Raw genomic sequence first — 22,713 nt, 5'->3', positions numbered from 1 at the left:
AGCGGCGTCGCCGCTCCGGTGGTTCGCGCGCTGGGCGTGCTTCTGCCCGACGATCGTGACGTGCGGCAGGTGTGGTGGGGCTATCGCCGAGGCGATGGGCTCCCACCCTGTCGGCCGCTATGCGGCCGTGACCTTCCTACGGGGGACGGGAACCGATCGCGTCGGTGATCCGTGCCCGCCTTTTTCCCCGCGTCGATACCCTCAACGCCCCGACAGCGACTTCGCCATCTGCAGGTGCGCCTTCAGGGACGGCAGCGTCTTCTTCGCGAACGCCTTCATCTCCTCGTTCGATCCTTTTTCGATCTCCGCCGAGAACTGGGCGACCGCTTCCTCGTGGTCGGCCACCATGATCTTCAGGTACGCCTTGTCGAAGTCGCTGCCGCTCATGCGGCTGAGCGCATCGATCTGCTTGTCGGTCTCCGGCGCCACCTGGGTCGCGCGCTGGTAGGTCTTGTCGCCGTCCTTGAGGGTGGCGAGTTCGTCGTTCACCTTGCTGTGCTCGTCGACCATCTTCTGGGCGTACGCTTTCACCTTCGAGGACTGCGCCCGCTGCACCGCGAGCTTGCTCAGTTCGACCTCGCCCAGGCCGGTCATGCCGGCGTTCTTGAAGAAGAACGCATCGGTGGGCGTGCCGCCGTGCGTATCCTTGGCCTGCGCATGGGCGGCCAACGGGGCGGCGGCGATCAGCAGGCTGGCGATGAAGGGGGTAAGGGCTCGTGACATGGTGTGCTCTCCGATGGAACCAGCGCACGGTGTCTCACGGGGGGCATGAAGCGGTCGTGACCTTGTGTCGGCGCCTCCAACGAAAACGGGCGCCCGAAGGCGCCCGTTCGATCCGTCGCGACGAATCGGCCGCTTACTTGCGGGCGGCCTTGCCGCCGAGGCCGGCGGCGTCGCGGAGGAGTTCGGCCTTGTCGGTCTTCTCCCACGAGAACGCGGTGTAGGTGCTGCCGTCGGCAGCCTTGACCTCGTAAGGCTTGCGGCCGAAGTGACCGTAGGACGCGGTCGGCTGGTAGATCGGGTGCACCAGGTCGAGCATCTTGATGATGCCGTACGGGCGCAGGTCGAAGTGCTTGCGGATCAGCTTCTCGATCTGCGCGTCGGGAATCTTGCCGGTGCCGAAGGTGGTGACCGAGATCGAGGTCGGCTCGGCCACGCCGATGGCGTAGCTCACCTGGATTTCGCAACGGTCGGCGAGGCCGGCCGCCACGATGTTCTTGGCGACGTAACGCGCGGCGTAGGCGGCCGAGCGGTCGACCTTGGAGGGATCCTTGCCCGAGAACGCGCCGCCACCGTGACGGGCCCAGCCGCCGTAGGTGTCGACGATGATCTTGCGGCCGGTCAGGCCGCAGTCGCCCACGGGACCGCCGATCACGAACTTGCCGGTCGGGTTGATGTGGAACTTGGTGTCCTTGTGCAGCAGCTTCGCCGGCAGCACGGGCTTGAGGATCAGCTCACGCACGCCTTCGACGAGATCTTTCTGCTTCACGCCCGGGTCGTGCTGGGTCGACAGCACCACGGCGTCGATGGCCACGGCTTCGCCGGCCTCGTCGTAACGCAGCGTGACCTGGCTCTTCGCGTCCGGGCGCAGCCACGGCAGCGGCGAGTTCTTCTTCTTGCGGACCTTGGCCTGCTGCTCCACGAGGCGATGGCTCAGGTGGATCGCCGCCGGCATGAACTCGGCCGTTTCGTTGGTGGCGTAGCCGAACATCAGGCCCTGGTCACCGGCGCCCTGTTCTTCGGGCTTCTTGCGGTCGACGCCCTGGTTGATATCGGGCGACTGCTTGCCGATGAGGTTGAGCACGCCGCAGGTGGCGCCGTCGAAACCGACGTCGGAGGAGTCGTAGCCGATGTCGAGGATCACCTTGCGGGTGAGGGCTTCGAGGTCGATCCACGCGCTGGTGGTGATCTCGCCCGCAACGATGGCGACGCCGGTCTTCACCAGCGTCTCGCAGGCCACGCGAGCGCGGGGGTCCTGCGCCAGGATGGCATCGAGGACGGCGTCGGAGATCTGGTCGGCGATCTTGTCCGGATGGCCTTCGGAGACCGACTCGGAGGTGAAGAGGTAGTTGCTCATCGGGGGGATATATCCTTCTTTACGGATAAAGAGATAAATAGAGGCGCGCCATGATACACGCCCCGGCGCCGGTTTGCAGCGCCAAGGGTAGCGGGCGGGGGTGACGATTGCATGGAGGTTCAGGGGGGGGGAGTGGGGGCGGGCGGTGCGCGATGGAGACGGGGGGCGGGAAGTGGGGCGCAGGCCCGGCGTGCGGTTGAGGGAGCTGTCACGGGCGGGGTGGCCTTTCGCGAGAGCGGGCGGCGGCGTCTTTCGCGACGTTCGCCCACCGAGCCGCTCAGCCCAGGATCACCGTCACCTGCGCAACACCACCAGCCCCCTCAACCGAGCGCCGGATCTGCGCCCCCACTTCCCGCCCCCCACCCCCCAGCCATCACCCCACCACGCCCACCCGCTCCCTCCCGAGCCGCCCGCGCCACAGCCACCATCCCCGTCAGCGCCTCGGTCACCTCCGGCCAGCCGCGGGTCTTGAGGCCGCAGTCGGGGTTGATCCACAGCTGGTCCGGCCGCAGCACCTGGAGCGCACGGGCGACCAGGTCGGCCATCTCGGCCTGGGTCGGTACGCGCGGCGAATGGATGTCGTAGACGCCGGGGCCGATGCCGTTGGGGTAGCGGAAGCGGGTGAAGGCGTCGAGCAGTTCCATCCGCGAGCGGCTGGTCTCGATCGAGATCACGTCGGCGTCCATCGCGGCCACGGCGTCGATGATGTCGTTGAACTCCGAGTAGCACATGTGCGTATGCACCTGGGTGGCATCGCTCACGCCCCCGGCGGCGATGCGAAAGGCGTCGACGGCCCAGTCGAGGTAAGTCGCCCATGCGTCGCGGCGCAGCGGCAGGCCTTCGCGCAACGCCGGCTCGTCGATCTGGATGATGCCGATGCCGGCTTTTTCCAGGTCGTGCACCTCGTCGCGCAGGGCGAGCGCGATCTGCCGGCAGACGTCCGCGCGGGGCACGTCGTCGCGCACGAACGACCACTGCAACATCGTGACCGGGCCGGTGAGCATGCCTTTCATCGGCTTGTCGGTGAGCGATTGCGCGAAGGCCGACCACGCCACGGTCATCGGCGCGGGACGGGCGACATCGCCGTAGATGATCGGCGGCTTGACGCAGCGTGAGCCGTAGCTCTGCACCCAGCCCAGCGCGGTAAACGCGTAGCCGTCCAGCTGCTCGCCGAAGTATTCGACCATGTCGTTGCGCTCGGGCTCGCCGTGCACGAGCACGTCCAGCCCCACGGTTTCCTGGAAGCGAACGGCGTGGCGGATGGCGTCGCGCAGCAGGGCCGCATAGGCGGCGTCGTTGAGGTGGCCGGCGCGGTGGGCGGCGCGGGCGCTGCGCAGCGAGCGGGTTTGCGGAAACGAACCGATGGTGGTGGTGGGCAGGTCGGGCAAGCCGAAGCGCTCGCGCTGCACGGCCGAACGGTGGGCATAGGCCGAGCGACGCTGGGCGAATTGCGGCGTGAGGCCGCGCACGCGGGCCCGGACATCCGCGCGTACCACCTCGGGCGAGGCCTGCCGCGCGGCGAGGGTTTCGCGTTGCCGATCGAGGACGCGGATCGCGGTCGCGTCGCCGGTGCCGGCATCCGCGTAACACCGTAACTCGCCGATCTTCTGCCGCGCGAACGACAGCCACGATGCGATGTGCGACGGCAGCCGCGTTTCTTCCTCGGCGTCGAACGGCACATGCAGCAGCGAGCACGACGTGGACAACCACAGGCGATCCGCGGACACGCGTTCGAGCAGCCGGGCGACGCGTGGCTGGAGGATGCCGGGATCGCTCAGCCACACGTTGCGGCCGTCGATGATCCCGGCGGACAGCACGCGATCGGACGGCAGCGCGTCGAGCACGCGCTCAAGCTGTCCGGGTGCGCGGGCGAGGTCCACGTGCAGCCCCGCGACCGGCAATGCGCCGGCGAGGGCGAGGTTGTCGTCCAGCGCGCCGAAGTAGGTCGCCAACAGCACGCGCACGCGGCCCTGTGCGGCGATCGCGTCGTAGGTGCGGCGCAGCGCAGCGCGCGTGGCCTCGTCCAGGTCGAGCACCAGCACGGGCTCGTCCACCTGTACCCAGTCCGCGCCCGCGTCCGCCAACGCGTCGAGCAGGCCGAGCCAGGCGGGCAGCAGGGCGTCGAGGAGGTCGAGTGCCGCGCTGCCGTCCACCGTCTTGGCCAGGCGCAGGAAGCTCACCGGGCCCAGCAGCACCGGGCGGGCCCGGTGGCCGGCGTCCACCGCCTCGCGGAACTCCCCGACGAGCTTCCCGGGACGGGCGGCGAAGACCTGGCCGGCGACGAGTTCGGGGACGATGTAGTGGTAGTTGGTATCGAACCACTTGGTCATTTCCAGGGCATGCAGGTCGACGCCGCTGTCCTGGTGTCCGCGTGCCATGGCGAAGTAGGCCGCCAGCGGGTCGCGCGCCTGCAGGGTGCGGTAGCGATCGGGAATCGCGTCGACCGCGACGGCCGCGTCGAGCACGTGGTCGTACAACGAGAAGTCGTTCACGGGCACGCTGTCGGCGCCCGCGTCGCAGGCGAGCTTCCAGTGGCGCCGGCGCAGGCTGGCGGCGACCGCGAGCAGGTCGTCGGTGGTGGTGTCTCCCTTCCAGTGGCTCTCCAGCGCGCGCTTGAGTTCGCGGCGCCGGCCGATCCGGGGAAACCCGAGGTACGTAACGTGTGGCATGAGTGGACATCCTCTTCAGTGGCAAAGAGGAGGGAAGGGCGGCAAGCCGCGTGCCACCCGGCGCGAGCCCGGCGGCGTGGTGCTGACCGTCGACCTTCGCCCCCGCGGGCGAACCGGTGCCGCCCCGGCGGGAGCGGACCCAGGTCGGACGGAGAGACGTCGCTCCCCGGCTGGCGGCAGGTCTTCGGGCTCGTGGATGTGGCATCGTCGATGCCGCCTCGACCGTCGCTTCCCGAAAGCGCGGACGCTTTCAGTGCGTTTGACGGGCTCGTCTCCACATACCGCTGCGGGGCAGCGCCGGATTCCCACCGGCTTCCCTCTTAGCTTTATCTTTGTATTCGAATACGAAGATAAAGACCGCTGGCGACCCGGAAATTAGTCGTCCGCACGGCGGAAGTCAAATGCGCCACCATGGGGGGCATGAAGCCAGGCCATGTCGTGATCGCAACGGTGGGATCGCAGGGCGATCTCTTTCCCTTCCTTGCCGTGGGCCGGGAGCTCGTCCGCCGTGGCCACCAGGTGACGGTCGGCGCGCACGGCATGCACCAGCAGGCGGTGGCCGCCGCCGGGCTGGAGTTCATCAACGCCACGGGCATCGCCGAGCCCGATGACAAGGCAGCGTTCGCCGCGCGCGCTTTCCATCCCGTGCGGGGGCCACGCTTCGTCGTGCGCGACCTCGCCGCGGTCGACGTGGCGGCGAGCTACGCGGCGTTGGCGCCGGTCTGCGCCGGGGCAGACGCCATCGTCACCACCACGCTGGCATTCGCGGGTCAGATCCTCGGCGAGACCCGGCCATTGGCCTGGCTGTCGGCGGTGCTGTCGCCTTCGGTGTTCCTTTCCGCCGACGATCCGCCGGCGACCGGCGTGGCGTGGTTCGATCGCTACGTGCGCGCGTCGTCGCGCCGGGGGGCGTGGCTGCAACGCGCCGCACGCGTGGCGACGCGCTCGTGGACGGCGCCGGTGCGTGCGTTCCGCCAAGCGCTCGGCCTGCCGCTGGTGTCCGCGTGGGGCGATCCGTTCCATCGCGGCCAGCACGCGCCCGGCGGTGTGCTGGCGATGTATTCGCCGTTGCTTGGGGCATTGCCTGGCGATGCCCCGCCGCAGGCCCTGCTCACCGGCTGGTGCCGTTACGCACCGGACAGCGGGCGCCTCGACGAGGCGTTGCGCGCCTTCCTCGACGCGGGCACGCCACCGGTGGTGTTTACCCTCGGGTCGGCGGCCGTGCATGCGGGTGAGCTCTTTCTCCGCGAGAGCATCCAGGCCGCGCGGTCGCTGGGCACGCGCGCCGTCTTGCTCACCGGTTCCCCCGCGCTGCGCGAACGGCTGGGCCGATTGCCCGAGGGCATGCTCGCGGTCGACTACGCGCCTCACGGCGCGCTGTTCGAGCGCGGTGCCGCCGTGGTGCATCACGGCGGCATCGGCACCACGCACGAAGCCCTGCGTGCGGGCCGGCCGGCGCTGGTCGTGCCGCACGGCTTCGACCAGTTCGACAACGCCGAACGCGTGGCCCGCCTGGGCGTCGGTGCGTCGCTGCGCGCCGGGCGCTATCGGGCCGGCCGGGCGGCCGCGCTGCTCGGGCGACTCATCGACGACCGGCGTGTGGCGGGGCGCGCCGCCCAGGTCAGCGCGACGCTACGCGCCGAACAAGGCACTTCCCGTACGGCGGACATGATCGAAGACGCCATCGAGCGCCGTCGTCAATCGAACCCTTCCACCGGATGGGGCACGTAGGCGTTCTCCAGCGTCGCGATCTCCTCGTCGGTCAGCGCCAGGTCCAGCGCCGCGACCGCGTCATCGAGATGATGCGGCTTGGACGCGCCCACGATCGGCGCCGTTACACCCCGTCGCTGTGCGACCCAGGCCAGGGCCACCTGCGCGCGCGGCACGCCACGTGCGTCGGCCACGGCCTTCACCGCCTCGACGATGGCGCGGTCGGAGGCTTCCGTGGACCGGTAGAGCGTGCCGCCGAACACGTCGTTGTCCTGGCGGAAACTGGTTTGGTCCCAGTCGCGCGTGAGGCGGCCACGCGCGAGCGGGCTCCACGGGATCACCGCGATGCCCTGGTCGATGCAGAAGGGGATCATCTCGCGCTCTTCCTCGCGCTGAAGGAGGTTGTAGTGATCCTGCATGCTGACGAACCCGGTCCAACCGTGAAGGCGCGAGGTATATACCATCTTGGCGAATTGCCACGCGTGCATCGACGATGCGCCGAGGTAACGCGCCTTGCCTGACTTGACCACGTCGTGGAGCGCCTCGAGGGTTTCTTCGATCGGCGTCGCGGGGTCGAAACGGTGGATCTGCAGCAGGTCGACGTAATCGGTGCCCAGCCGCGACAGCGAATCGTCCACAGAATGGAAGATGGCCTTGCGCGACAGGCCGCCCTGGTTCGCGCCCTTGCCCCAGCGGAAGAAGGTCTTGGTCGCGATCACCACCTCGTCGCGGCGGGCGAAATCCTTCAGCGCCCGCCCGAGGATCTCCTCCGACGTGCCGTCGGAATACGCGTTGGCGGTGTCGAACGTGTTGATGCCCAGGTCCAGCGCCTTGCGGAGGAAGGGGCGGCTCTTCGCTTCGTCGAGCGTCCACGCGTGGTTGCCGCGTTCGGGCGCGCCGTAGGTCATGCAGCCCAGCACGAGCGGTGATATCTCCAGGCCCGTATTGCCGAGTCGGACGTATCGCATGGCATCGCTCCTTTCCAAAAATAAATGACGCCCATGGCATGGCGGCGTACACGGCGCCTATACCTGCCATGGCTATCGTTGGCAGCTTAGCGCGACCCGGCGCCACGTGCTGTGAGTCGCACGTCCTGCCGGAGAACACGATGTCGAGGATCATTCCATCACGCCGCCCACCGCGGATCACCGGAGCGGCGATCGCCTTGCTTGGCCTGGCGCTTGCCGCGGGCGGTGCGTGGCTCGTGGCCTTGGGCGGATCGTTCTACTACCTGGTCGCCGGTGCCGCCGTTTGCCTCACCGGTGTCCTGCTGTGGCGCGGATCGGGACGCGCGCTGTGGCTTTACGCGGTGACGCTGCTAGGTACCGTTGCGTGGGCGCTGTACGAGGTGGGCTTCAACGGCTGGTCGCTCGAGCCGCGCCTGTTCGTGCCGACGGTGCTCGGCATCTACCTGCTCATGCCGTGGGTACGGCGCCGCCTCACGCCGGAGCGCGCCGGCGCGATCGCGGTTGTTGTCGCGCTGCTGGCCTGCGTGGGCGTGGGCGTGGCGGGATTCATGCACCCGGTGGGCGTGCAGGGCGAAGCCGCCCAGCGCAACCTGCCCGACGGCGTGGACCGTTCGGTGGCTGACGGCGACTGGGCGTTCTATGGCCGCACGCCCAAGGGCGACCGTTTTTCGCCGCTGGACCAGATCAACGTCGACAACGTCAGGAACCTCAAGCTCGCCTGGACGGCGCGCACCGGCGATACCATGCGTCCGGGTGAGGACAAGGGCGGCACCGATGCCGGCCACGAGTTCAATTTCGAAGACACGCCGATCAAGGTCGGCGATACGCTCTACGTGTGCACCGGACACAGCTGGGTCGTGGCGCTGGATGCCGCCACAGGCAAGACCAGGTGGACGTTCGATCCCAAGGCGAAGACCGATGCCGACGTCTACCTCGCGTGTCGCGGCGTCGCGTATTACGAAGCGCCCGCCGGCACGGCCACCGATTGCCCGCGACGCATCCTCGCGCCCGTGCTCGACGCACGCTTGATGGCCCTCAACGCGGACACCGGCAAGCCCTGCGACGACTTTGGCGAACACGGATTCATCTCGCTGACGCAATACCTCGGCCACGTGCCGGCGGGCTTCCATTTCGTGACCTCGCCGCCCCTGGTGCTGAAGGACCGCGCCATCCTCGGCGGCTGGGTCTACGACAACCAGGCGGAGAACGAGCCGTCGGGCGCCGTGCGCGCGTTCGATCCGCTCACCGGCAAGCTCATCTGGGCATGGGACGTCGGTCACGATCCGCAGAACTGGCATCCGGGTCCAGACGACCAGCTCACGCGCGGCACGCCGAACGCGTGGGGCGTGTACACGGCCGACCCGGACCTGGGGATGGTGTACCTGCCGATGGGCAACGCCACGCCGGATTATTTCGGCGGACATCGTCGTCCGTTCGACGAAACCTATTCCAGTTCCACTGTCGCGCTGGACATCGAGACGGGCGCGCCGAAGTGGGTGTTCCAGAACACGCATCACGATCTGTGGGACATGGACGTGCCGACCGGTCCGTCGCTCGTCGACCTGCCGGCGCCGGACGGGACGATTCCCGCGCTGGTGCAGACGACCAAGCGTGGCGAGTTCTTCGTACTCGATCGTCGCACGGGTACGCCGGTGACCAAGGTGGAGGAGAAGCCGGTGCCGCAGGGCGCGGTGGCGGGCGACCACACGTCGCCGACCCAGCCGTACTCCACCGGCATGCCATCCTTGACGCCTGCGGACCTCACCGAACAGCACCTGTGGGGTGCGACGCCGTTCGATCAGCTCATGTGTCGTATCCAGTTCCGCAAGGCGGTGTACAAGGGCCAGTTCACGCCGCCGCAGTTGACCGACACCATCGTGTATCCCGCGTTCGACGGCGTGATCGACTGGCATGGCGCGTCGATCGATCCGTTCAACAAGCTGATCATCGCCAACGCGAACTACATCCCGTTCATGGTCAGCCTGGCACCGCGCGGTCCCGCGGAGGCGAAGGGGTTGGTGACGCCGTGGAACGGGCAGGGCAACGAGCCGCCGGTCGGCGGCGGTCTCGCGCCGCAGTACGGAACGCCCTACGTCGGCAAGGTGAAGCCGTGGCTGAATCCGCTCGGCGTGCCGTGCAATCCGCCGCCGTGGGGCACGCTGGCGGCGATCGACCTGGTGACGCACCAGCTGGTCTGGGAGCACCCGCTGGGTACGACGCGCGACACCGGTCCGTTCGGCACGCACGTCAACGCGCCGTTGCCGACGGGCATATTCAACATCGGCGGCAACATGACCACGCGCGGTGGGCTGATCTTCATCGGCGCCACGGCGGACGACTATCTGCGCGCGATCGACGAGCGCACGGGCAAGGAGCTGTGGAAAGCGCGGCTGCCCGCGGGTGGGCAGGCCAATCCGATGTCGTATTCGATCCACGGCAAGCAATACGTGGTGATCGCCGCGGGCGGGCACAGCGGATTGGGGACGCGGTCGGGGGATTACGTCATGGCGTACGCGCTGCCATAACGGGCGAGCCGTGGGCGGCGCGGTCGCGACGACCGGTCGCCCGGCGGTGGATCCCGCGCTCGGCCAGCCTGACCCTATCGCGTCGCGGGCGCCTTCCCTGCGATCGATCCGCTGCCGACGGGCACGCGGACGGAGGCGCGAACCGTCGATGTGGGTCCGGTCGCTTGGGACGCTTGAAAGCATCGCCACCGCCCCGACGTTACCGTCCAGCCGTTGCTACGCCATCCGACCCGGCGTAGCATCCGCCCCCTGAAACCGGAGCCACCCATGTCGCCGTGCAAGCACGCATTGATCCGTCTGCCATCGATCGCCCCCTGGGCGCGTCGCGGGTGCGCGCGCGCCGTGGAGGGCGGTGCCTCGTCGTAGGACGGGCCCGGCCATGAACACCTCAAAGCACCCGCAAGGGTGCTTTTTTTTGCCTTTCCCATCCGGAGCCACGTGCCATGAAGAACCGCCGCGACCCCCGATCCTGACCCGTTCCGCTCACGCCAGGGGCGACGGGAGGGCCTCGGGGAATGCCTCGCTCGTCACGCCAAAAACGCATCGAGCCCCTGGCGATCCTTGAAGGAACCGTTTCACCATGACCACCCGAGACAGCATCCCCGTTGGCCGTTGGCGCAACCTCGGCATCATCGCCCACGTCGACGCCGGCAAGACCACGCTGACCGAACGCCTGCTTTACAAGACGGGCGCGATCCACCGCACCGGTGAAGTGCACGACGGCGCGACCACCACCGATCACATGGAACTGGAGCGCGAGCGTGGCATCACGATCGGCGCCGCGGCCGTGCGCGCGAACTGGACGCCCGAGGGCGGCCTGCCGCATCGGCTCACGCTCATCGACACGCCGGGCCACATCGATTTCGCCATCGAGGTGGAGCGTTCGCTGCGCGTGCTCGACGGTGCCGTGGTGGTGTTCTCCGGCGTGGCCGGCGTGCAGCCGCAATCGGAAACCGTGTGGCACCAGGCCCGTCGCCACGGCGTGCCGCTGATGGCGTTCGTCAACAAGATGGACCGGCCCGGCGCGGACTTCGATGCGACCGTCGCGCAGATGCGCGACCGGCTCGGGGCGAATCCGTGGGTGGTCGCTTCGCCGGTGATGGAAGGCGAACACATCGTGGGCCTGGTCGACCTCGTGGCCGAACGCATCTGGCGCTTCGACGACGCGGGCATGCCGACCGTGCGCGCATGGAACGACGACGAGCGGGCGGCCCACGCGCCCGCCCGCGCCGACCTCGTGGCCGCCGTCGCCGACCGCGACGAGGCGCTGGCCGAGCGGTGGCTCGCCGAGTTGCCGATCGACGCGATCGCGCTCGCGGCCGCGTTGCGTCGCGGCACGCTGGCCGGCCTCGGGCAGCCCGTGTTGCCGGGATCCGCGTTCCGCCACGTCGGCATCGAGCCGTTGCTCGACGCGTTCGTGGCTTATCTGCCGTCGCCGGCGGATCGGCCCGCCGTGCCCGGGCATACCGACGCGGGCGATATCGCCGTCGCGCCGGACGCGGCGGCGCCGCTCGCCGCGCTCGTGTTCAAGGTGGTCAACCAGGCACATGGTCCCCTCGCGTTCGTTCGCGTGTACGCCGGCCGCCTGCACGTCGGCGACGCGGTGTGGCGCAGCGGCACCGACCGCGTGCAGCGGATCGGGCGGCTGGCCGTGGTGCGCGCGGACGACACCGACGCGGTAGAGGTCGCCGAGGCGGGCGACATCGTCGCCATCGCGGGCTGGAAAGACGTCGCGACGGGCGAGACGCTGTCCGATGCTCATCACCGGGTGCGCCTGGAAACCATCCACGCCCAGCCGGCGGTGCTTTCGTGGCGGCTGTCGCCGGAAAAATCGGCCGACCTGCTCAAGCTCGGCAACGGGCTCGCGCGCCTGGCGCAGGAGGATCCGTCCTTCCGCGTGGGCACCGATCCGGACACGGGCGAGACGCTGGTCTGGGGCATGGGCGAACTCCACCTGGAGGTGATGGTGGAACGCCTGCGCCGCGAGTGGGGCGTGCAGGTGCGCACCGGTTCGCCGCGCGTGGCGTACCAGGAAACGCCAGCACGCGCGTCCGGTCCGGTCGAGGGCAAGCTCGCCAAGCAGACCGGCGGCAGCGGCCAGTACGCCCGCGTGGTGCTGTCGGTGTCGCCGGTCGACGGCGAGGCCAACCGCTACGAGGACCGTACGACCGGTGGCGTGATCCCGAAGCCGTTCCAGCCGGCGGTGGAGAAAGGCGCGCGCGCGGCGCTGCTGGAAGGGCCTCGCGGCTATCCGGTGGTGGGCACGCAGGTGATCGTGCTCGACGGCCAGGCGCACGCGGTCGACTCCAGCGAGGGCGCGTTCCACCGTGCCGCGCAGATGGCGGTGAAGGCGGCCCTCGAGGCGACCGGCACCGTGCTGCTCGAACCGGTGATGCGCGTGTCGGTGAGCGCACCGGGTACGGCGGTGGGCGACGTATTGGGCGACCTGCAGCGACGGGGCGGCCAGATCGTCAACCTGACCGACCGGCAGGAGCGCACCGAGGTTGAAGCCGACGTGCCGCTGGCACGGCTCGACGGCTACAGCACGGCGTTGCGTTCGCTGAGCCAGGGGCGTGCGTCGGCCAGCGTTGCGTTTCACGCCTATCGTCCCGCCGCGTGACCCGCGGCAGCGCCCCGCACGTGATCGATCCGGTCACGTGCGGGGCGCATCCATGCGTTAGGCTTGCGCCATGATCGCCTACCCCGATGCCCTTTCGCTGCTCATCGCGGCCACGCCACGGCTCGCGGCGGAACACGTGGCGCTCGAGGTCGCGACAGGCCGTGTCCTCGCCGCCGACATCGTCAGCCCGCTCGCGTTGCCGGGTTTCGACAACGCGGCCATGGACGGTTACGCCTTGCGGATGCCGGCCGCGGGGCGCCCCGCCGGCCACGCCGCGACCGTGGCCGCCATGCATGCGGCCGGCGACGGTACGGCGGCCTACCCCGGGGCCGAGGCGTGCGAGATCGCCACGGGAGCGCGCCTGCCCGAGGGATTCGATACCGTCGTGCCGGTCGAGCGCTGCGCGCGCGAGGGCGACGTCGTGCGCCTGTTGCGCGACGAAACCCCCGGCCTGAACATCCGGCGCGCGGGCAGCGACGTCGCCGTGGGCGAGGCGGTGCTGCACGCCGGCCGGCGTATCGACACCGCGGCCGTCATGCTGCTGGCCGCGGTGGGCATCGCCCAGGTCGAGGTCATGCGTCGCCCCCGCGTCGCGGTGATCACGACCGGCACCGAACTGCACGCGGACGGTCCGCTGCCCGAGGGGGGCATCCACGATTCCAACGGCCCGTATCTCGCGGCCAGCCTGGCCCGTTGGGGCGCCTCGATCGTCGCGCGTTCGCGCGTGCCCGACACGGGCGGCGCCTTCCATGCGGCGGTGCGCGCGGCGCAAGCGGCCGACGCCGACCTCATCGTCACCACGGGGGCGGTGTCGGCGGGCCGCTTCGATTTCGTGCCGACCGCGCTGGCCTCGCTCGGCGCGCGCGAACTCTTCCACAAGGTGGCGATCCGCCCAGCGAAGCCGTTGATGGCGGCGCGCTTCGACGGCGGCCCGCTCGTGGTCTGCCTGCCCGGCAACCCGATCGCCGTGGCCACCGGCTATCGCTTCTTCGTGGGACCGGTGTTGCGTGCGATGGCGGGCATGCCGCCGGAGCGGCCGCGCCGCGTGCGCCTGGTCGAGGCGCCGCCGGTGCGCGAAGGTCTGCATCATTTCCAGTTCGGCGCATGGGACACGGTGGACGACGAGCGCGTGGCGCGGCTATTGCCCGCGCAGGCCGCGTATCGCATCGCGCCGTTCACCCGCGCCGACCTGTGGCTGACGTCGTCCGACACGTTCGGCGACCACGCGGACGCATGGCCGCTCGATCCCGCCGACGCGCCGTGATCGGTGGCCTCATCCTTGCCGGTGGCCTGTCCTCGCGCATGGGGCGCGACAAGGCCTTGCTGACCATCGACGGCGAAACGCTGCTCGCGCGTAGCGCGCGCGTCCTGCGCGATGCCGGTGCCGAGCGCGTCGTGGTGAGTGGACCGCGACCCGGCGGTATTCCCGATCGCTATCCGCGGAGCGGGCCGCTGGGTGGCCTCGCCAGCGCGGCACCGTCGCTGGCCGACGGGCGCTGGCTCATCGTGCCGGTGGACATGCCGCGGTTGCATCCGGGGTTGCTGAGATCGCTGCTGGTCGGCGGCGCGCGTGCCACCCGCTTCGCGGGGCACCCGTTGCCGATGATGCTGTGTCTGGACGACGCGGTGCGAGCCATGCTCGACACGCTCATGCGCCAGGACGACCCCCGCCGCCGGTCCCCCTCGGCCTTGCAGGCGGCCCTCGGCGCGCATGAACTTCCGCTCGACGGCCTGGACACGGACGCGCTGGTCAACTGCAACACGCCTGACGAATGGAACGAGGTGACCGCATGAGGGTGCAACTGGAGAACGACGCGATCCGCGTGCGGATCGACGAGGATGAACTGGCCGAACTGCTCGACGACGTCGCGCTGCTCGGCTCCACCGCCTTCGGCAGCGTGTTCACCATGCGCTATGCCATCGATGCGACCGACGGCGCCTGTGTGCTGAACGGCACCGCACACGACTGGTGCCTGGAGGTGCCACGCGAGCGGCTGCGCGAACTCAAGGCACGGTTGCCGAGCAAGGACGGCCTCACGTTCGACCTTCCCGGCTCCAGCACGGCGGCAACGCGGGTGCTGCTCGACGTCGACGTGAAGGACAGCCTGCGCCGCCGCAGGTCGTGAGCCGCCGGGTCAGCCCGTGGCCGCGTCCGCCAGCCGCTCCGGGTGGCTGTAGATGTTGAAGCGGCCCGGTCGCGCGAAGCCCACGAGGGTGAGGCCGCAGGATTCGGCCAGGTGCACGGCGAGCGCGGTGGGTGCCGAGATCGCCACCAGCAGCGGCATGCCGGCCGCGGCCGCCTTGGTCACCATCTCGTAGCTGGCGCGGCTGGTGATCACCGCGAAACCATCGCGTGTCGTCAGGCCTTCGCTCGCCATCGCGCCGATGAGCTTGTCCAGCGCGTTATGCCTGCCCACGTCTTCGCGCACGCGCACGATCGCGCCTTCCGCCGTCGCCCATGCGGCGGCGTGCACCGAGCCGGTGAAGGCGTTGATCGGCTGCCGTTCGCGCAAGTCCCGCAGGGCGCGTTCGATGGCGGCATGCGACACGACGGGACCCGCTGCGACGGGTGCCGGGTGGCGTATCACGTCCTCGAGTTCGCGCGAACCGCAGATGCCGCAGCCGCTTCGTCCCGGCAGCAGGCGATCCGCAGGAGGGGCGTCGCCTGCACCCGGCCCGGTGCGACGCACGTCGACCCGCACCCCTTCGAGCATCTCGTGCACCTCGATGGCGGCGATTTCGCGCACCGACGGCACCAGCCCCTCGGTGAGCGCGAAACCCCGGGCGAAATCCTCGATGTCCAGGGGCGACGCCATCATGACCGCGAAGGAGGCGCCATCGACATGCATGGCGACGGGCACCTCCTCGGCGAGCCGGTCGAGGTCCTCGGTGGCACGGCCGCCCTCCACCCGCCACACCGGCCGCGTGACGCAGCCGGGGGGCGGCGCGTCGCCGTCACGCATGCGGGGTGCCGCGGCGCGGGCCGCCGTCGGCGGGCGCGGTCGAGGCGGCAATGCGTACCGGTACGGATTTGTAGGTGGGGGTGCCCGAATGGCTGTCGTGGTTTTCCAGGGCGATGAGTGCGTTGCCTTCGGGGAAATACATGGCCATCGAGCCTTCGACGATATCGTAGGCCACCGCGGTGAACCCGCGCACCGCGCGCTGGCGACCGTCGGCCACGTTGGCGCCGGTGGCGAAGATATCGATGCGATCGCCATGCTTTAACCCGCGAGCGGCGAGGTCGTTCGCGTTCATGAAGACGACGTCGCGCCGGCCGGTCACGCCGCGGTAGCGATCGTTGAGTCCGTAGATGGTGGTGTTGTACTGGTCGTGCGAACGGATGGTGGTAAGCATCAGCTCGTCGCCCGGCGTGTCCATGTCGTCGTTGGAAAACGGCGACACGAGGAAGTGCGCACGGCGCTCGGGCGTGGCCCAATCGCGTTCGCTGGCCGCGACGCGCAGGCGGAAGCCGCCCGGACGGCGCACGCGTTCGTTGAAGTCGAAGAAGATCGGAAACACCTTCTCGATATCGTTGCGGATGAGGTCGTAGTCGCCGACGAGCCGGTCCCAGTCCACCCGGGTTGTCGGCAGCGTGGCCTTGGCGATGCCGGCGATGATCCAGGGTTCCGACCGCAGGTGCTCGGACGCGGGTTTGAGCGTGCCGGCCGAGGCATGCACCATCGACATGGAGTCTTCCACGGTGACCGACTGCGGCCCGGTGGCCTGCTCGTCGAGTTCGGTACGGCCCAGGCACGGCAGGATGAACGTCTCTTTCGCCAGCAGCAGGTGCGAGCGGTTGAGCTTGGTGGCCACGTGCACGGCGAGGTCGAGCTTGCGCATGGCCTCGAACGTCTCTTCCGTGTCGGGCATCGCCACGGCAAGGTTGCCGCCCAGGGCGACCATCGCCTTGGAACGACCCTCGCGGATCGCGAGCACGGCGGCCACCGCGTCATGGCCGTGCGCGGTGGGCGGCACGAAGCCGTAGGTGCGGCGGATGCCTTCGTTGAGATCGGCGTTGGGTTTCTCGGTGATGCCCACCGTGCGGTCGCCCTGCACGTTGCTGTGGCCGCGCAGCGGGCAGATGCCCGCGCCCTGTCGACCCATGTTGCCGCGGAGCAGTAGCAGGTTGGCGATCTGCTGCACGTTCTCGGTGCCGTGCTTGTGCTGGGTGATGCCCATGCCGTAGCAGACGATGACGCGACTCGCCTTTGCGTAGATGCCGGCGATCATCTCGATGGTGTCGCGCGACAGCCCCGAATGCCGCTCGATGGCATCCCATCCGGTCTGGCGCAGGTCGTCGGCGAGCGCCTCGAAACCGAGCGTGTTGTCGCGGATGAACTCATGGTCGAGCACGGGCGTGGCGCCGGCCGCGCGCGCGTCGTCGTCCGCGGCGAGCAGCGCTTTCATCATGCCCTTGAGCGCGGGCACGTCGCCGCCGATCTTCACCTGGCAATAGGTCGACGCGATGCGCGTGGATTTGCCCGTGAGCATCTCGGACGGATGCTGCGGCGAGGTGAAGCGTTCCAGGCCGCGCTCGGACAGCGGGTTCATCACCACGATGGGCACGCCGCGCAGCGAGGCCTCGCGCAGCGTGGACAGCATGCGCGGATGGTTGGTGCCGGGGTTGTGGCCGATGCAGAAGATCGCGTCGCAGTGATCGAAATCCTCCAGCAGCACCGTGCCCTTGCCCGACCCGATCGACTTCGGCAGGCCGACGCTGGTGGCCTCGTGGCACATGTTCGAGCAGTCGGGGAAGTTGTTGGTGCCGTATTCACGCACGAACAATTGGTAGAGGAAGGCCGCTTCGTTCGACGCGCGGCCGGAGGTGTAGAACTCCGCCATGTTCGGGTCGGGAAGGGCGCGCAACGACTGGCCGATGCGGCGGAATGCCTCGTCCCACGGCACCGCCTGGAACGTGTCGCTCGCCGCGTCGTAGGCCATGGGGTGGGTGAGGCGGCCCAGGCCCTCGAGCGCGTAGTCGCTGAGTTGCCACAAGGCGCTGACCGGGTTTTTCGCGAAGAACTCCGGGCGTACCCGCTTGGCGGTGGCCTCCCACGAGACGGCCTTGGCGCCGTTCTCGCAGAATTCGAACGAGGAGGTTTCCTTCGGGTCGGGCCATGCGCAGCCGGGGCAATCGAAGCCCTGGGGCTGGTTCACCCGGTGCAGGGCCATGGATTCGCGGGCGACAGCCATCTGCCCGCCCAGGGCCTTGGCCACGGCGCGTAACGCGCCCCAGCCGCCGGCCGGGGCGTCGTAGTCGTCGATGCCGGGAACTTCGGTTTCGCTCATGGCCCGCTCTCGTGGATGACTTTGCCCGCCATTCTACGCCTGGCCGGCGTGAAACCCGGTGCGTCCGGCCCTCGCCCCAGCCGCCGTGGCATTCACGGTATCGCAGGTTCTTGCGATATTTTTACGCCATCGGTCGCGCGATATCGTCCGTTTTTACGAGGCCGTCCCTATCGTTCCGGGCTCCCCACCCACCACCCCGGGCGTCGAAAGACCCGGGCCAGGAGCCCTCGTGAAACGCACCCTATGGCCGATCCTGCTCGCTGCACTTGCCGCCGCCCCGTCGCTGCGTGCCCAGGACGCACCCGTGTGCACCGACCGCCCCACCAAGGCAAACGCGCCCTGCGTCGTACCGCAGGGGCGCTGGCAGTTGGAGGCCGACGTGGGCAGCGTCACCCGCGACGTGCGAGGTGGCCTGTCGACGCAGACGGTGTATCCGCTTAACCCCACGCTGAAGTACGGGCTTGGCGGCGCGAGCGACATCGAAGTGAGCTGGGCACCTCGCGTGCGCGTGACGACGCGTGGGGACGGTGCCCGCACGCAACGCACGGGACACGGGGATCTCCTGCTGCGCGTCAAGACACGGCTGCATGTCGGCGATGCGGTGTCGGTGGCTGTCATCCCGTTCGTGAAGGCGCCGACCGCGAGCACCGGATTCGGCAACGACCGCTGGGAAGGGGGCGTGGCGCTGCCGGTGAGCGTGAATCTACCGCGCGGCTTCGCCCTCACGTTCGGCCCGCAACTGGACGTGCTGGCGGATGCCGACGGCAGCGGGCACCACGCGGCGCTGTCGAACCTCGTGAACCTGTCGCATCCGCTGGGCGAACGGCTGACCCTGGCGGTGGAGTACTGGCGACAGGACAACGCCGATCCGCAGGGCACGGTGCGGCAGGCGTCGGCGGACGTCGCGTTGATCGTCGCCGCCACGCACAACCTGCAACTGGACGTCGGGGCCAACCTGGGCCTCAACGACCGCACGCCCGACAGGCAGTTCTACGCCGGCATCGCGTATCGCTGGTGAATCGCGGCGTCAGGCGGCCAGCGACGTACCGGCGGCCAGCGCGTCGAAGTAGTCGCGGGTGAGGCGCCGCTGCGTGGCGGCGTCTTCCGCGCGGTTGACCACGTCGCGGAACGCGGCGTTCTTGGGGCGGTCTTTCGCGTACCAGCCCAGGTGCTTTCGGGCGATTCGCACGCCCATCTCCTCGCCGTAGAACGCGTAGAGCTGGTCGAGGTGATCGAGCAGGATCGTGCCCACGTCGGCGGGCGTGGGCTCGGGGAGGTAGCCACCCGTGGCGAGGTGATGGGCGATCTCGCGGAAGATCCACGGGCGTCCTTGCGCACCACGGCCGACCATGACGGCGTCGGCCCCGGTGAGGGCGAGCACCTCGCGCGCCCTGTCCGGGGTGGTGATATCGCCGTTGGCGAGCACGGGGATCGCTACGCTCGCCTTGACGGCGGCAATGGTCTCGTATTCGGCCTCGCCTTCGTATTTGTCCGCGCGCGTGCGGCCGTGCACGGCGAGCGCCGCGATGCCGGCATCCTCGGCGATGCGCGCGATGGTCAGCGCGTTGCGGTGTTCCCGGTCCCAGCCGGTGCGGATCTTCAGCGTCACCGGCACGTCGACCGCCTTGACCACCGCGTGGAGGATGCGGCCCACCAGGGGCTCATCCTGCAGCAGCGCGGAACCCGACCACACGTTGCAGACCTTTTTCGCCGGGCAACCCATGTTGATGTCGACGATCTGCGCCCCGTTGTCGGCGTTGTAGCGCGCGGCGTCGGCGAGCATGCCCGGGTCGTAGCCCGCGATCTGCACGCTGACCGGTTCGGGTTCGCCGTGGTGATCCATGCGTCGCAGCGACTTGCGCGTGTGCCACAGCCTCGGGTCGGCGGTGGTCATCTCGGACACGGCCAGACCCGCCCCCATGCGCTTGCACAGGAGGCGAAAGGGCTTGTCGGTGACGCCGGCCATGGGCGCGAGCACCACGGCGGGCGCAAGGGTGTAGGGGCCGATGCGCATCGACGCATTTTACACCCAGGGATTTGCTACAAAGGGGCCGTTCCGCCCGGATCCTTGCCCGGACCCCGCGGGGCACCGCTAATGTCACAGGCACGCACCGACCAGGAGCAGGACATGCGCAACGACAGGATATCCATCGCGATCGTCGCGGGCCTGGGGCTGGCATGGGCCGCCGCGGTGGCGAAAGCGCCGGAGGCTCGCCCGTCCGAGGCCCTGGTCAAGGCGACCCGCGTGGACGCCCTCAGCGGCGATCCCTGCCCGGTGCAGCGCCAGCGCTCGACCTTCTGCCGGATGTTCCATCCGCTCAGCGGCTGACCGACTCCACCGCGGCAGCCGCGTTCACCTGCCGCATGCCGTGGGTGACGGTGCTGGTATCCAGCAGCACGTCGTGCACGCGCCGCGCATCGAGCCGCGGCGACACGGCCAGCAGCAGGGCGACGATGCCGGTCACGTGGGCGGTCGCCATCGACGAGCCCGACGTGAAGTCATAACCGCCCCCAGGCTGCGTGGTGAGGATGTCGTTGCCCGGCGCGCTCAGCACGCCCGGCGGCGCCGGCGTGGCACTCGCCGAGCGCACCACGATCACGCCGGGCGCATCGTCGGGAAACCCATGCGCGTCGCCGTCGGGCGGCAGGGCGGCGACCACGATGCGGCCCTGCGCGAGCAGATGGGAGAGCAGCTTGTCCAGCAACGGGTCGGCCGGCCCACCCAGGCTGAGGTTGACGATGCGGGCATCGGTATCGCCCACGGCACCGAGCGCCTTGGCCAGCGTGAACGAGTTGCAGCGGGCGCCGGCGTTGGGTTCCGGGTACCAGCAGGCTTTGTAGACGTCGAGCGAGGCTTTGGGCGCCATGCCCACCATGCCCTGGTGATTGTCGCCGACCGCGGCGATCACGCCGGCCACTTCGGTGCCGTGGCGGTCTGCGGCGAAGGCGGGATCGTCCGCGGCCACGGCGTCGCCGGTCACCGTCACGTGGCCCTTGAGGTCGGGATGGGCGGTGTCGGCGCCGGTGTCGACGACGGCGATCCTTACCCCGTCCCCCTGCGTCACCGCGTGGGCGACCGCGGCCTGGGTGTCGACGAAGCCGTGCTGGAGGTCGGTGTAGGGGTCGTTGTAGCGGTGGGGGGCCTCGGTCCCCGGACTGGCGTAGACCGTGTAGTCCTGCAGCGGCTGGGCCAGTTGCACCCGGGCATCGCGCGCGAGCGCCGCGAGCAGCGTGTCGCGATCGACGCCAGCCGGCGGGCGAAGCACGATGCAGTAGAGCCCGAGCGCGCGGATGGGCCAGCCGCCCATTTCGTTCCAGCCATAGCGCTTGCGCAGGTCGGCGAGCAGCGAGCGGGCGCGCTGCCCCGCGCTGTACGTCGACGGCGGGGTGTAGCCGATGAGGCTGGAGCCGGGGTGCGTGGTCGCCGGGGCGAGCGGGTTGTCCACGGCGAGCACGATGTCGCGGGCACTGTCCATGCCCGCCACGCCCGCCACGCCCGCCGAGACCGCATCGGTCGGCGCGGGCCGCGCCGCGACCGTCGCGGCCATGCCGGCCAGGCACGCGGCCAGCAGGGTGGTTAAACGGATCATGGCGTGCCCGTGGCCGGTTCGGCGAAACGTATCCCAGCGTCGTGCAGGCGCTGGATCACGTCGGCCTGTCGCGCCGTGGCGTCGTCGGACACCACGGTGTAGGCGCCGACCGCGTTCGGTCCGCCGACCACGCTCAGGTGCTGGTCGCGCAGCAGGCGATCCCAGGCCTCCACGCTCATCCCTTTCTCGGGCACCACGTGCACCGCCCCGGCCGGGGTGGGCGCCGACGGTGCGCTGAGCGTGCGATAGCTGGCCGGGGCGCGGTCGCCGGTCCACAGCTTGATGCCGAGCACGCCGATGCCGATGGCCTGTACCAGCACGGCCGCGGCGAGCAGGCGCACCACCCACGAGGCGCTCGCGGTCCGGCGCGCGGGCGCGCGTTGCGGATCGTCGGCGTCGAGCCGGGCCATCAGGCGGCGCAGGCCCCGCTCCGGATCGGGTTCGACCATGGGATCGAGTGCGATGGCCCGGTGCAGGCTTTCCTGCAGCTCGTATTCCTGGCGGCAGTCCGCGCAGCCGGCGAGGTGTTCGGCGAACCAGGTCTTCTGCGCGGGGCCGGCGCTGTCCTGGAGGACCCAGGGCATGGCTTCCCAGGCGCGGGCGCAACCCGTGCCGTCCGGGATGGGGCGGGTCATGGCAGTTTCTCCTTGGGCTGGACGGTTTCCCCGGCCAGGCCCGGTAACAGGTTGCGCAGTTTCACCCGTGCATGGAACAGGCGCGCCTTCACCGTCCCGACGGGGCACTGCATGATCGCCGCCACCTCGTCGAGGCTGTGGCCGATGCCGTAGACCAGCTCCACCACCACGCGCTGTTCGGACGAGAGCCGGTCGAGGCCGCGGCCGAGCCAGTCGCGCATCTCGCGGTCTTCGTCGGGATCGTGCGAGGGCGTGCGGTCTTCGGGAAGGCTGTCTTCGTCGACCGGCTCGCTGCCGTGCTGGCGCAGCGACTTCAGGCCGCAGCGGTAGGCGATGCCCATGATCCAGGTCGACACACGCGAATCGCCCTGGAAAGTGGCGGCCTTCTGCCAGACGATCCAGAAGCAGTCGTTGATGACCTCTTCGATGATGTCGGCCCGGCGGGTGAGCCTGTTGAGGAAGCGGGTCAGCCGTCCGTGGTACGCGCGGTACATCGTCGCGAGCGCGGCGCGGTCGCCGGCAGCCATGCGCTGCAACAGGATGCGGTCGGTGGGTTCGGTGTCGGCCTGGCTCATGATGCGGGTCACGGCATGGTTCTCGGACTCGTGAGTACCGTCGCGCGGGGAAAAA

General features: G+C 69.7%; 18 protein-coding genes and 1 riboswitch. Of the genes, 8 read left to right on the top strand and 10 right to left on the bottom strand.

The features are described 5' to 3' along the window. Positions 1–201: 201 nt before the first annotated feature. The 3 genes from PI246_RS09345 to metE all read right to left on the bottom strand — a co-directional run bounded on the left by PI246_RS09345 (position 202) and on the right by metE (position 4,746). Positions 202–723, bottom strand: a complete 522-nt coding sequence (locus PI246_RS09345; protein WP_320550990.1) for a DUF4142 domain-containing protein — start codon at positions 721–723, stop codon at positions 202–204. 133 nt (positions 724–856) lie between these two features. Further along, positions 857–2,077 carry a methionine adenosyltransferase gene (gene metK / locus PI246_RS09340; RefSeq protein WP_320550989.1) on the bottom strand — a complete coding sequence of 407 codons (1,221 nt, stop codon included), beginning with the start codon at positions 2,075–2,077 and terminating at the stop codon, positions 857–859. Positions 2,078–2,397: 320 nt separating this feature from the next. Further along, positions 2,398–4,746: a 5-methyltetrahydropteroyltriglutamate--homocysteine S-methyltransferase gene (gene metE, locus PI246_RS09335; RefSeq protein ID WP_320550988.1), complete on the bottom strand. Its 2,349-nt coding sequence runs from the start codon at positions 4,744–4,746 to the stop codon at positions 2,398–2,400. Between the two features lie 158 nt (positions 4,747–4,904). Beyond that, a riboswitch (cobalamin riboswitch) is annotated at positions 4,905–5,123 on the bottom strand. Between the two features lie 43 nt (positions 5,124–5,166). Between metE and PI246_RS09330 the strand changes: the two genes are divergently transcribed. Then, complete coding sequence (locus PI246_RS09330) at positions 5,167–6,477, top strand: glycosyltransferase (RefSeq protein WP_320550987.1); 1,311 nt, start codon at positions 5,167–5,169, stop codon at positions 6,475–6,477. Here the strand turns inward: PI246_RS09330 and PI246_RS09325 are convergent. After that, entirely contained in the window at positions 6,444–7,424 is a 981-nt protein-coding gene (locus PI246_RS09325) for an aldo/keto reductase (RefSeq protein WP_320550986.1), read from the bottom strand. The two genes, PI246_RS09330 and PI246_RS09325, sit on opposite strands and share 34 nt — an antisense overlap. 140 nt (positions 7,425–7,564) lie before the next feature. Between PI246_RS09325 and PI246_RS09320 the strand changes: the two genes are divergently transcribed. From PI246_RS09320 to PI246_RS09300, 5 genes are all read left to right on the top strand, one after another. Next, positions 7,565–9,949: a membrane-bound PQQ-dependent dehydrogenase, glucose/quinate/shikimate family gene (locus PI246_RS09320; protein ID WP_320550985.1), complete on the top strand. Its 2,385-nt coding sequence runs from the start codon at positions 7,565–7,567 to the stop codon at positions 9,947–9,949. Between the two features lie 580 nt (positions 9,950–10,529). Further along, complete coding sequence (gene fusA, locus PI246_RS09315; protein WP_320550984.1) at positions 10,530–12,569, top strand: elongation factor G; 2,040 nt, start codon at positions 10,530–10,532, stop codon at positions 12,567–12,569. A gap of 70 nt (positions 12,570–12,639) precedes the next feature. Next, the gene (locus tag PI246_RS09310; protein WP_320550983.1) at positions 12,640–13,833 is read left to right on the top strand and encodes a molybdopterin molybdotransferase MoeA; all 1,194 of its coding nucleotides are present in this window, start codon (positions 12,640–12,642) and stop codon (positions 13,831–13,833) included. After that, positions 13,803–14,363, top strand: a complete 561-nt coding sequence (gene mobA / locus PI246_RS09305) for a molybdenum cofactor guanylyltransferase (protein ID WP_320550982.1) — start codon at positions 13,803–13,805, stop codon at positions 14,361–14,363. The genes PI246_RS09310 and mobA overlap by 31 nt, the downstream gene beginning before the upstream one ends. Continuing rightward, positions 14,360–14,695, top strand: a complete 336-nt coding sequence (locus tag PI246_RS09300) for a hypothetical protein (protein ID WP_320550981.1) — start codon at positions 14,360–14,362, stop codon at positions 14,693–14,695. Before mobA ends, PI246_RS09300 begins: the two co-directional genes overlap by 4 nt. Before the next feature lie 9 nt (positions 14,696–14,704). Here PI246_RS09300 and fdhD read toward each other — a convergent pair whose 3' ends face one another. Together fdhD and PI246_RS09290 are read right to left on the bottom strand one after the other, a co-directional pair. Beyond that, on the bottom strand, positions 14,705–15,532 hold the full coding sequence (gene fdhD / locus PI246_RS09295; RefSeq protein WP_320550980.1) for a formate dehydrogenase accessory sulfurtransferase FdhD: 828 nt from the start codon (positions 15,530–15,532) through the stop codon (positions 14,705–14,707). Then, a complete protein-coding gene (locus PI246_RS09290) occupies positions 15,525–17,858 on the bottom strand; it encodes an FdhF/YdeP family oxidoreductase (RefSeq protein WP_320550979.1) in 2,334 nt (777 codons plus the stop codon). Before PI246_RS09290 ends, fdhD begins: the two co-directional genes overlap by 8 nt. Positions 17,859–18,087: 229 nt before the next feature. On the opposite strand from PI246_RS09290, the gene PI246_RS09285 reads away from it, so the two are divergent. Beyond that, positions 18,088–18,876: a transporter gene (locus PI246_RS09285; protein WP_320550978.1), complete on the top strand. Its 789-nt coding sequence runs from the start codon at positions 18,088–18,090 to the stop codon at positions 18,874–18,876. Positions 18,877–18,885: 9 nt separating this feature from the next. Here the strand turns inward: PI246_RS09285 and dusB are convergent, their stop codons facing one another. Further along, on the bottom strand, positions 18,886–19,872 hold the full coding sequence (gene dusB, locus PI246_RS09280; protein WP_320550977.1) for a tRNA dihydrouridine synthase DusB: 987 nt from the start codon (positions 19,870–19,872) through the stop codon (positions 18,886–18,888). 81 nt (positions 19,873–19,953) lie between these two features. On the opposite strand from dusB, the gene PI246_RS09275 reads away from it, so the two are divergent. Beyond that, positions 19,954–20,187, top strand: a complete 234-nt coding sequence (locus tag PI246_RS09275) for a hypothetical protein (protein ID WP_320550976.1) — start codon at positions 19,954–19,956, stop codon at positions 20,185–20,187. On the opposite strand, the gene PI246_RS09270 is transcribed toward PI246_RS09275, so the two are convergent. Genes PI246_RS09270 through PI246_RS09260 form a run of 3 tightly spaced genes read right to left on the bottom strand, consistent with a single transcriptional unit; the run spans position 20,177 to position 22,658 of the window. Continuing rightward, positions 20,177–21,448, bottom strand: coding sequence for a S8 family serine peptidase (locus PI246_RS09270; protein ID WP_320550975.1), 1,272 nt, complete (start codon positions 21,446–21,448; stop codon positions 20,177–20,179). The genes PI246_RS09275 and PI246_RS09270 overlap by 11 nt on opposite strands. Then, positions 21,445–22,083, bottom strand: a complete 639-nt coding sequence (locus tag PI246_RS09265; RefSeq protein ID WP_320550974.1) for an anti-sigma factor family protein — start codon at positions 22,081–22,083, stop codon at positions 21,445–21,447. The genes PI246_RS09270 and PI246_RS09265 overlap by 4 nt, the downstream gene beginning before the upstream one ends. Next, a complete protein-coding gene (locus tag PI246_RS09260) occupies positions 22,080–22,658 on the bottom strand; it encodes an RNA polymerase sigma factor (protein WP_320551224.1) in 579 nt (192 codons plus the stop codon). Before PI246_RS09260 ends, PI246_RS09265 begins: the two co-directional genes overlap by 4 nt. Between the last annotated feature and the right edge of the window lie 55 nt (positions 22,659–22,713).

This window comes from Luteibacter sahnii (genome assembly GCF_034063545.1).
Classification (GTDB): Bacteria; Pseudomonadota; Gammaproteobacteria; order Xanthomonadales; family Rhodanobacteraceae; genus Luteibacter; species Luteibacter sahnii.
Note: the sequence above shows the minus strand (reverse complement) of the source record. Positions and strands in the feature narration are given on the sequence as shown.

Coding starts and splice junctions, on each gene's coding strand:
- PI246_RS09345 (WP_320550990.1), bottom strand. CDS start 723: ATGTCACGAGCCCTTACCCCCTTCATCGCCAGCCTGCTGATCGCCGCC.
- metK (WP_320550989.1), bottom strand. CDS start 2,077: ATGAGCAACTACCTCTTCACCTCCGAGTCGGTCTCCGAAGGCCATCCG.
- metE (WP_320550988.1), bottom strand. CDS start 4,746: ATGCCACACGTTACGTACCTCGGGTTTCCCCGGATCGGCCGGCGCCGC.
- PI246_RS09330 (WP_320550987.1), top strand. CDS start 5,167: ATGAAGCCAGGCCATGTCGTGATCGCAACGGTGGGATCGCAGGGCGAT.
- PI246_RS09325 (WP_320550986.1), bottom strand. CDS start 7,424: ATGCGATACGTCCGACTCGGCAATACGGGCCTGGAGATATCACCGCTC.
- PI246_RS09320 (WP_320550985.1), top strand. CDS start 7,565: ATGTCGAGGATCATTCCATCACGCCGCCCACCGCGGATCACCGGAGCG.
- fusA (WP_320550984.1), top strand. CDS start 10,530: ATGACCACCCGAGACAGCATCCCCGTTGGCCGTTGGCGCAACCTCGGC.
- PI246_RS09310 (WP_320550983.1), top strand. CDS start 12,640: ATGATCGCCTACCCCGATGCCCTTTCGCTGCTCATCGCGGCCACGCCA.
- mobA (WP_320550982.1), top strand. CDS start 13,803: ATGGCCGCTCGATCCCGCCGACGCGCCGTGATCGGTGGCCTCATCCTT.
- PI246_RS09300 (WP_320550981.1), top strand. CDS start 14,360: ATGAGGGTGCAACTGGAGAACGACGCGATCCGCGTGCGGATCGACGAG.
- fdhD (WP_320550980.1), bottom strand. CDS start 15,532: ATGCGTGACGGCGACGCGCCGCCCCCCGGCTGCGTCACGCGGCCGGTG.
- PI246_RS09290 (WP_320550979.1), bottom strand. CDS start 17,858: ATGAGCGAAACCGAAGTTCCCGGCATCGACGACTACGACGCCCCGGCC.
- dusB (WP_320550977.1), bottom strand. CDS start 19,872: ATGCGCATCGGCCCCTACACCCTTGCGCCCGCCGTGGTGCTCGCGCCC.
- PI246_RS09275 (WP_320550976.1), top strand. CDS start 19,954: ATGTCACAGGCACGCACCGACCAGGAGCAGGACATGCGCAACGACAGG.
- PI246_RS09270 (WP_320550975.1), bottom strand. CDS start 21,448: ATGATCCGTTTAACCACCCTGCTGGCCGCGTGCCTGGCCGGCATGGCC.
- PI246_RS09265 (WP_320550974.1), bottom strand. CDS start 22,083: ATGACCCGCCCCATCCCGGACGGCACGGGTTGCGCCCGCGCCTGGGAA.
- PI246_RS09260 (WP_320551224.1), bottom strand. CDS start 22,658: ATGAGCCAGGCCGACACCGAACCCACCGACCGCATCCTGTTGCAGCGC.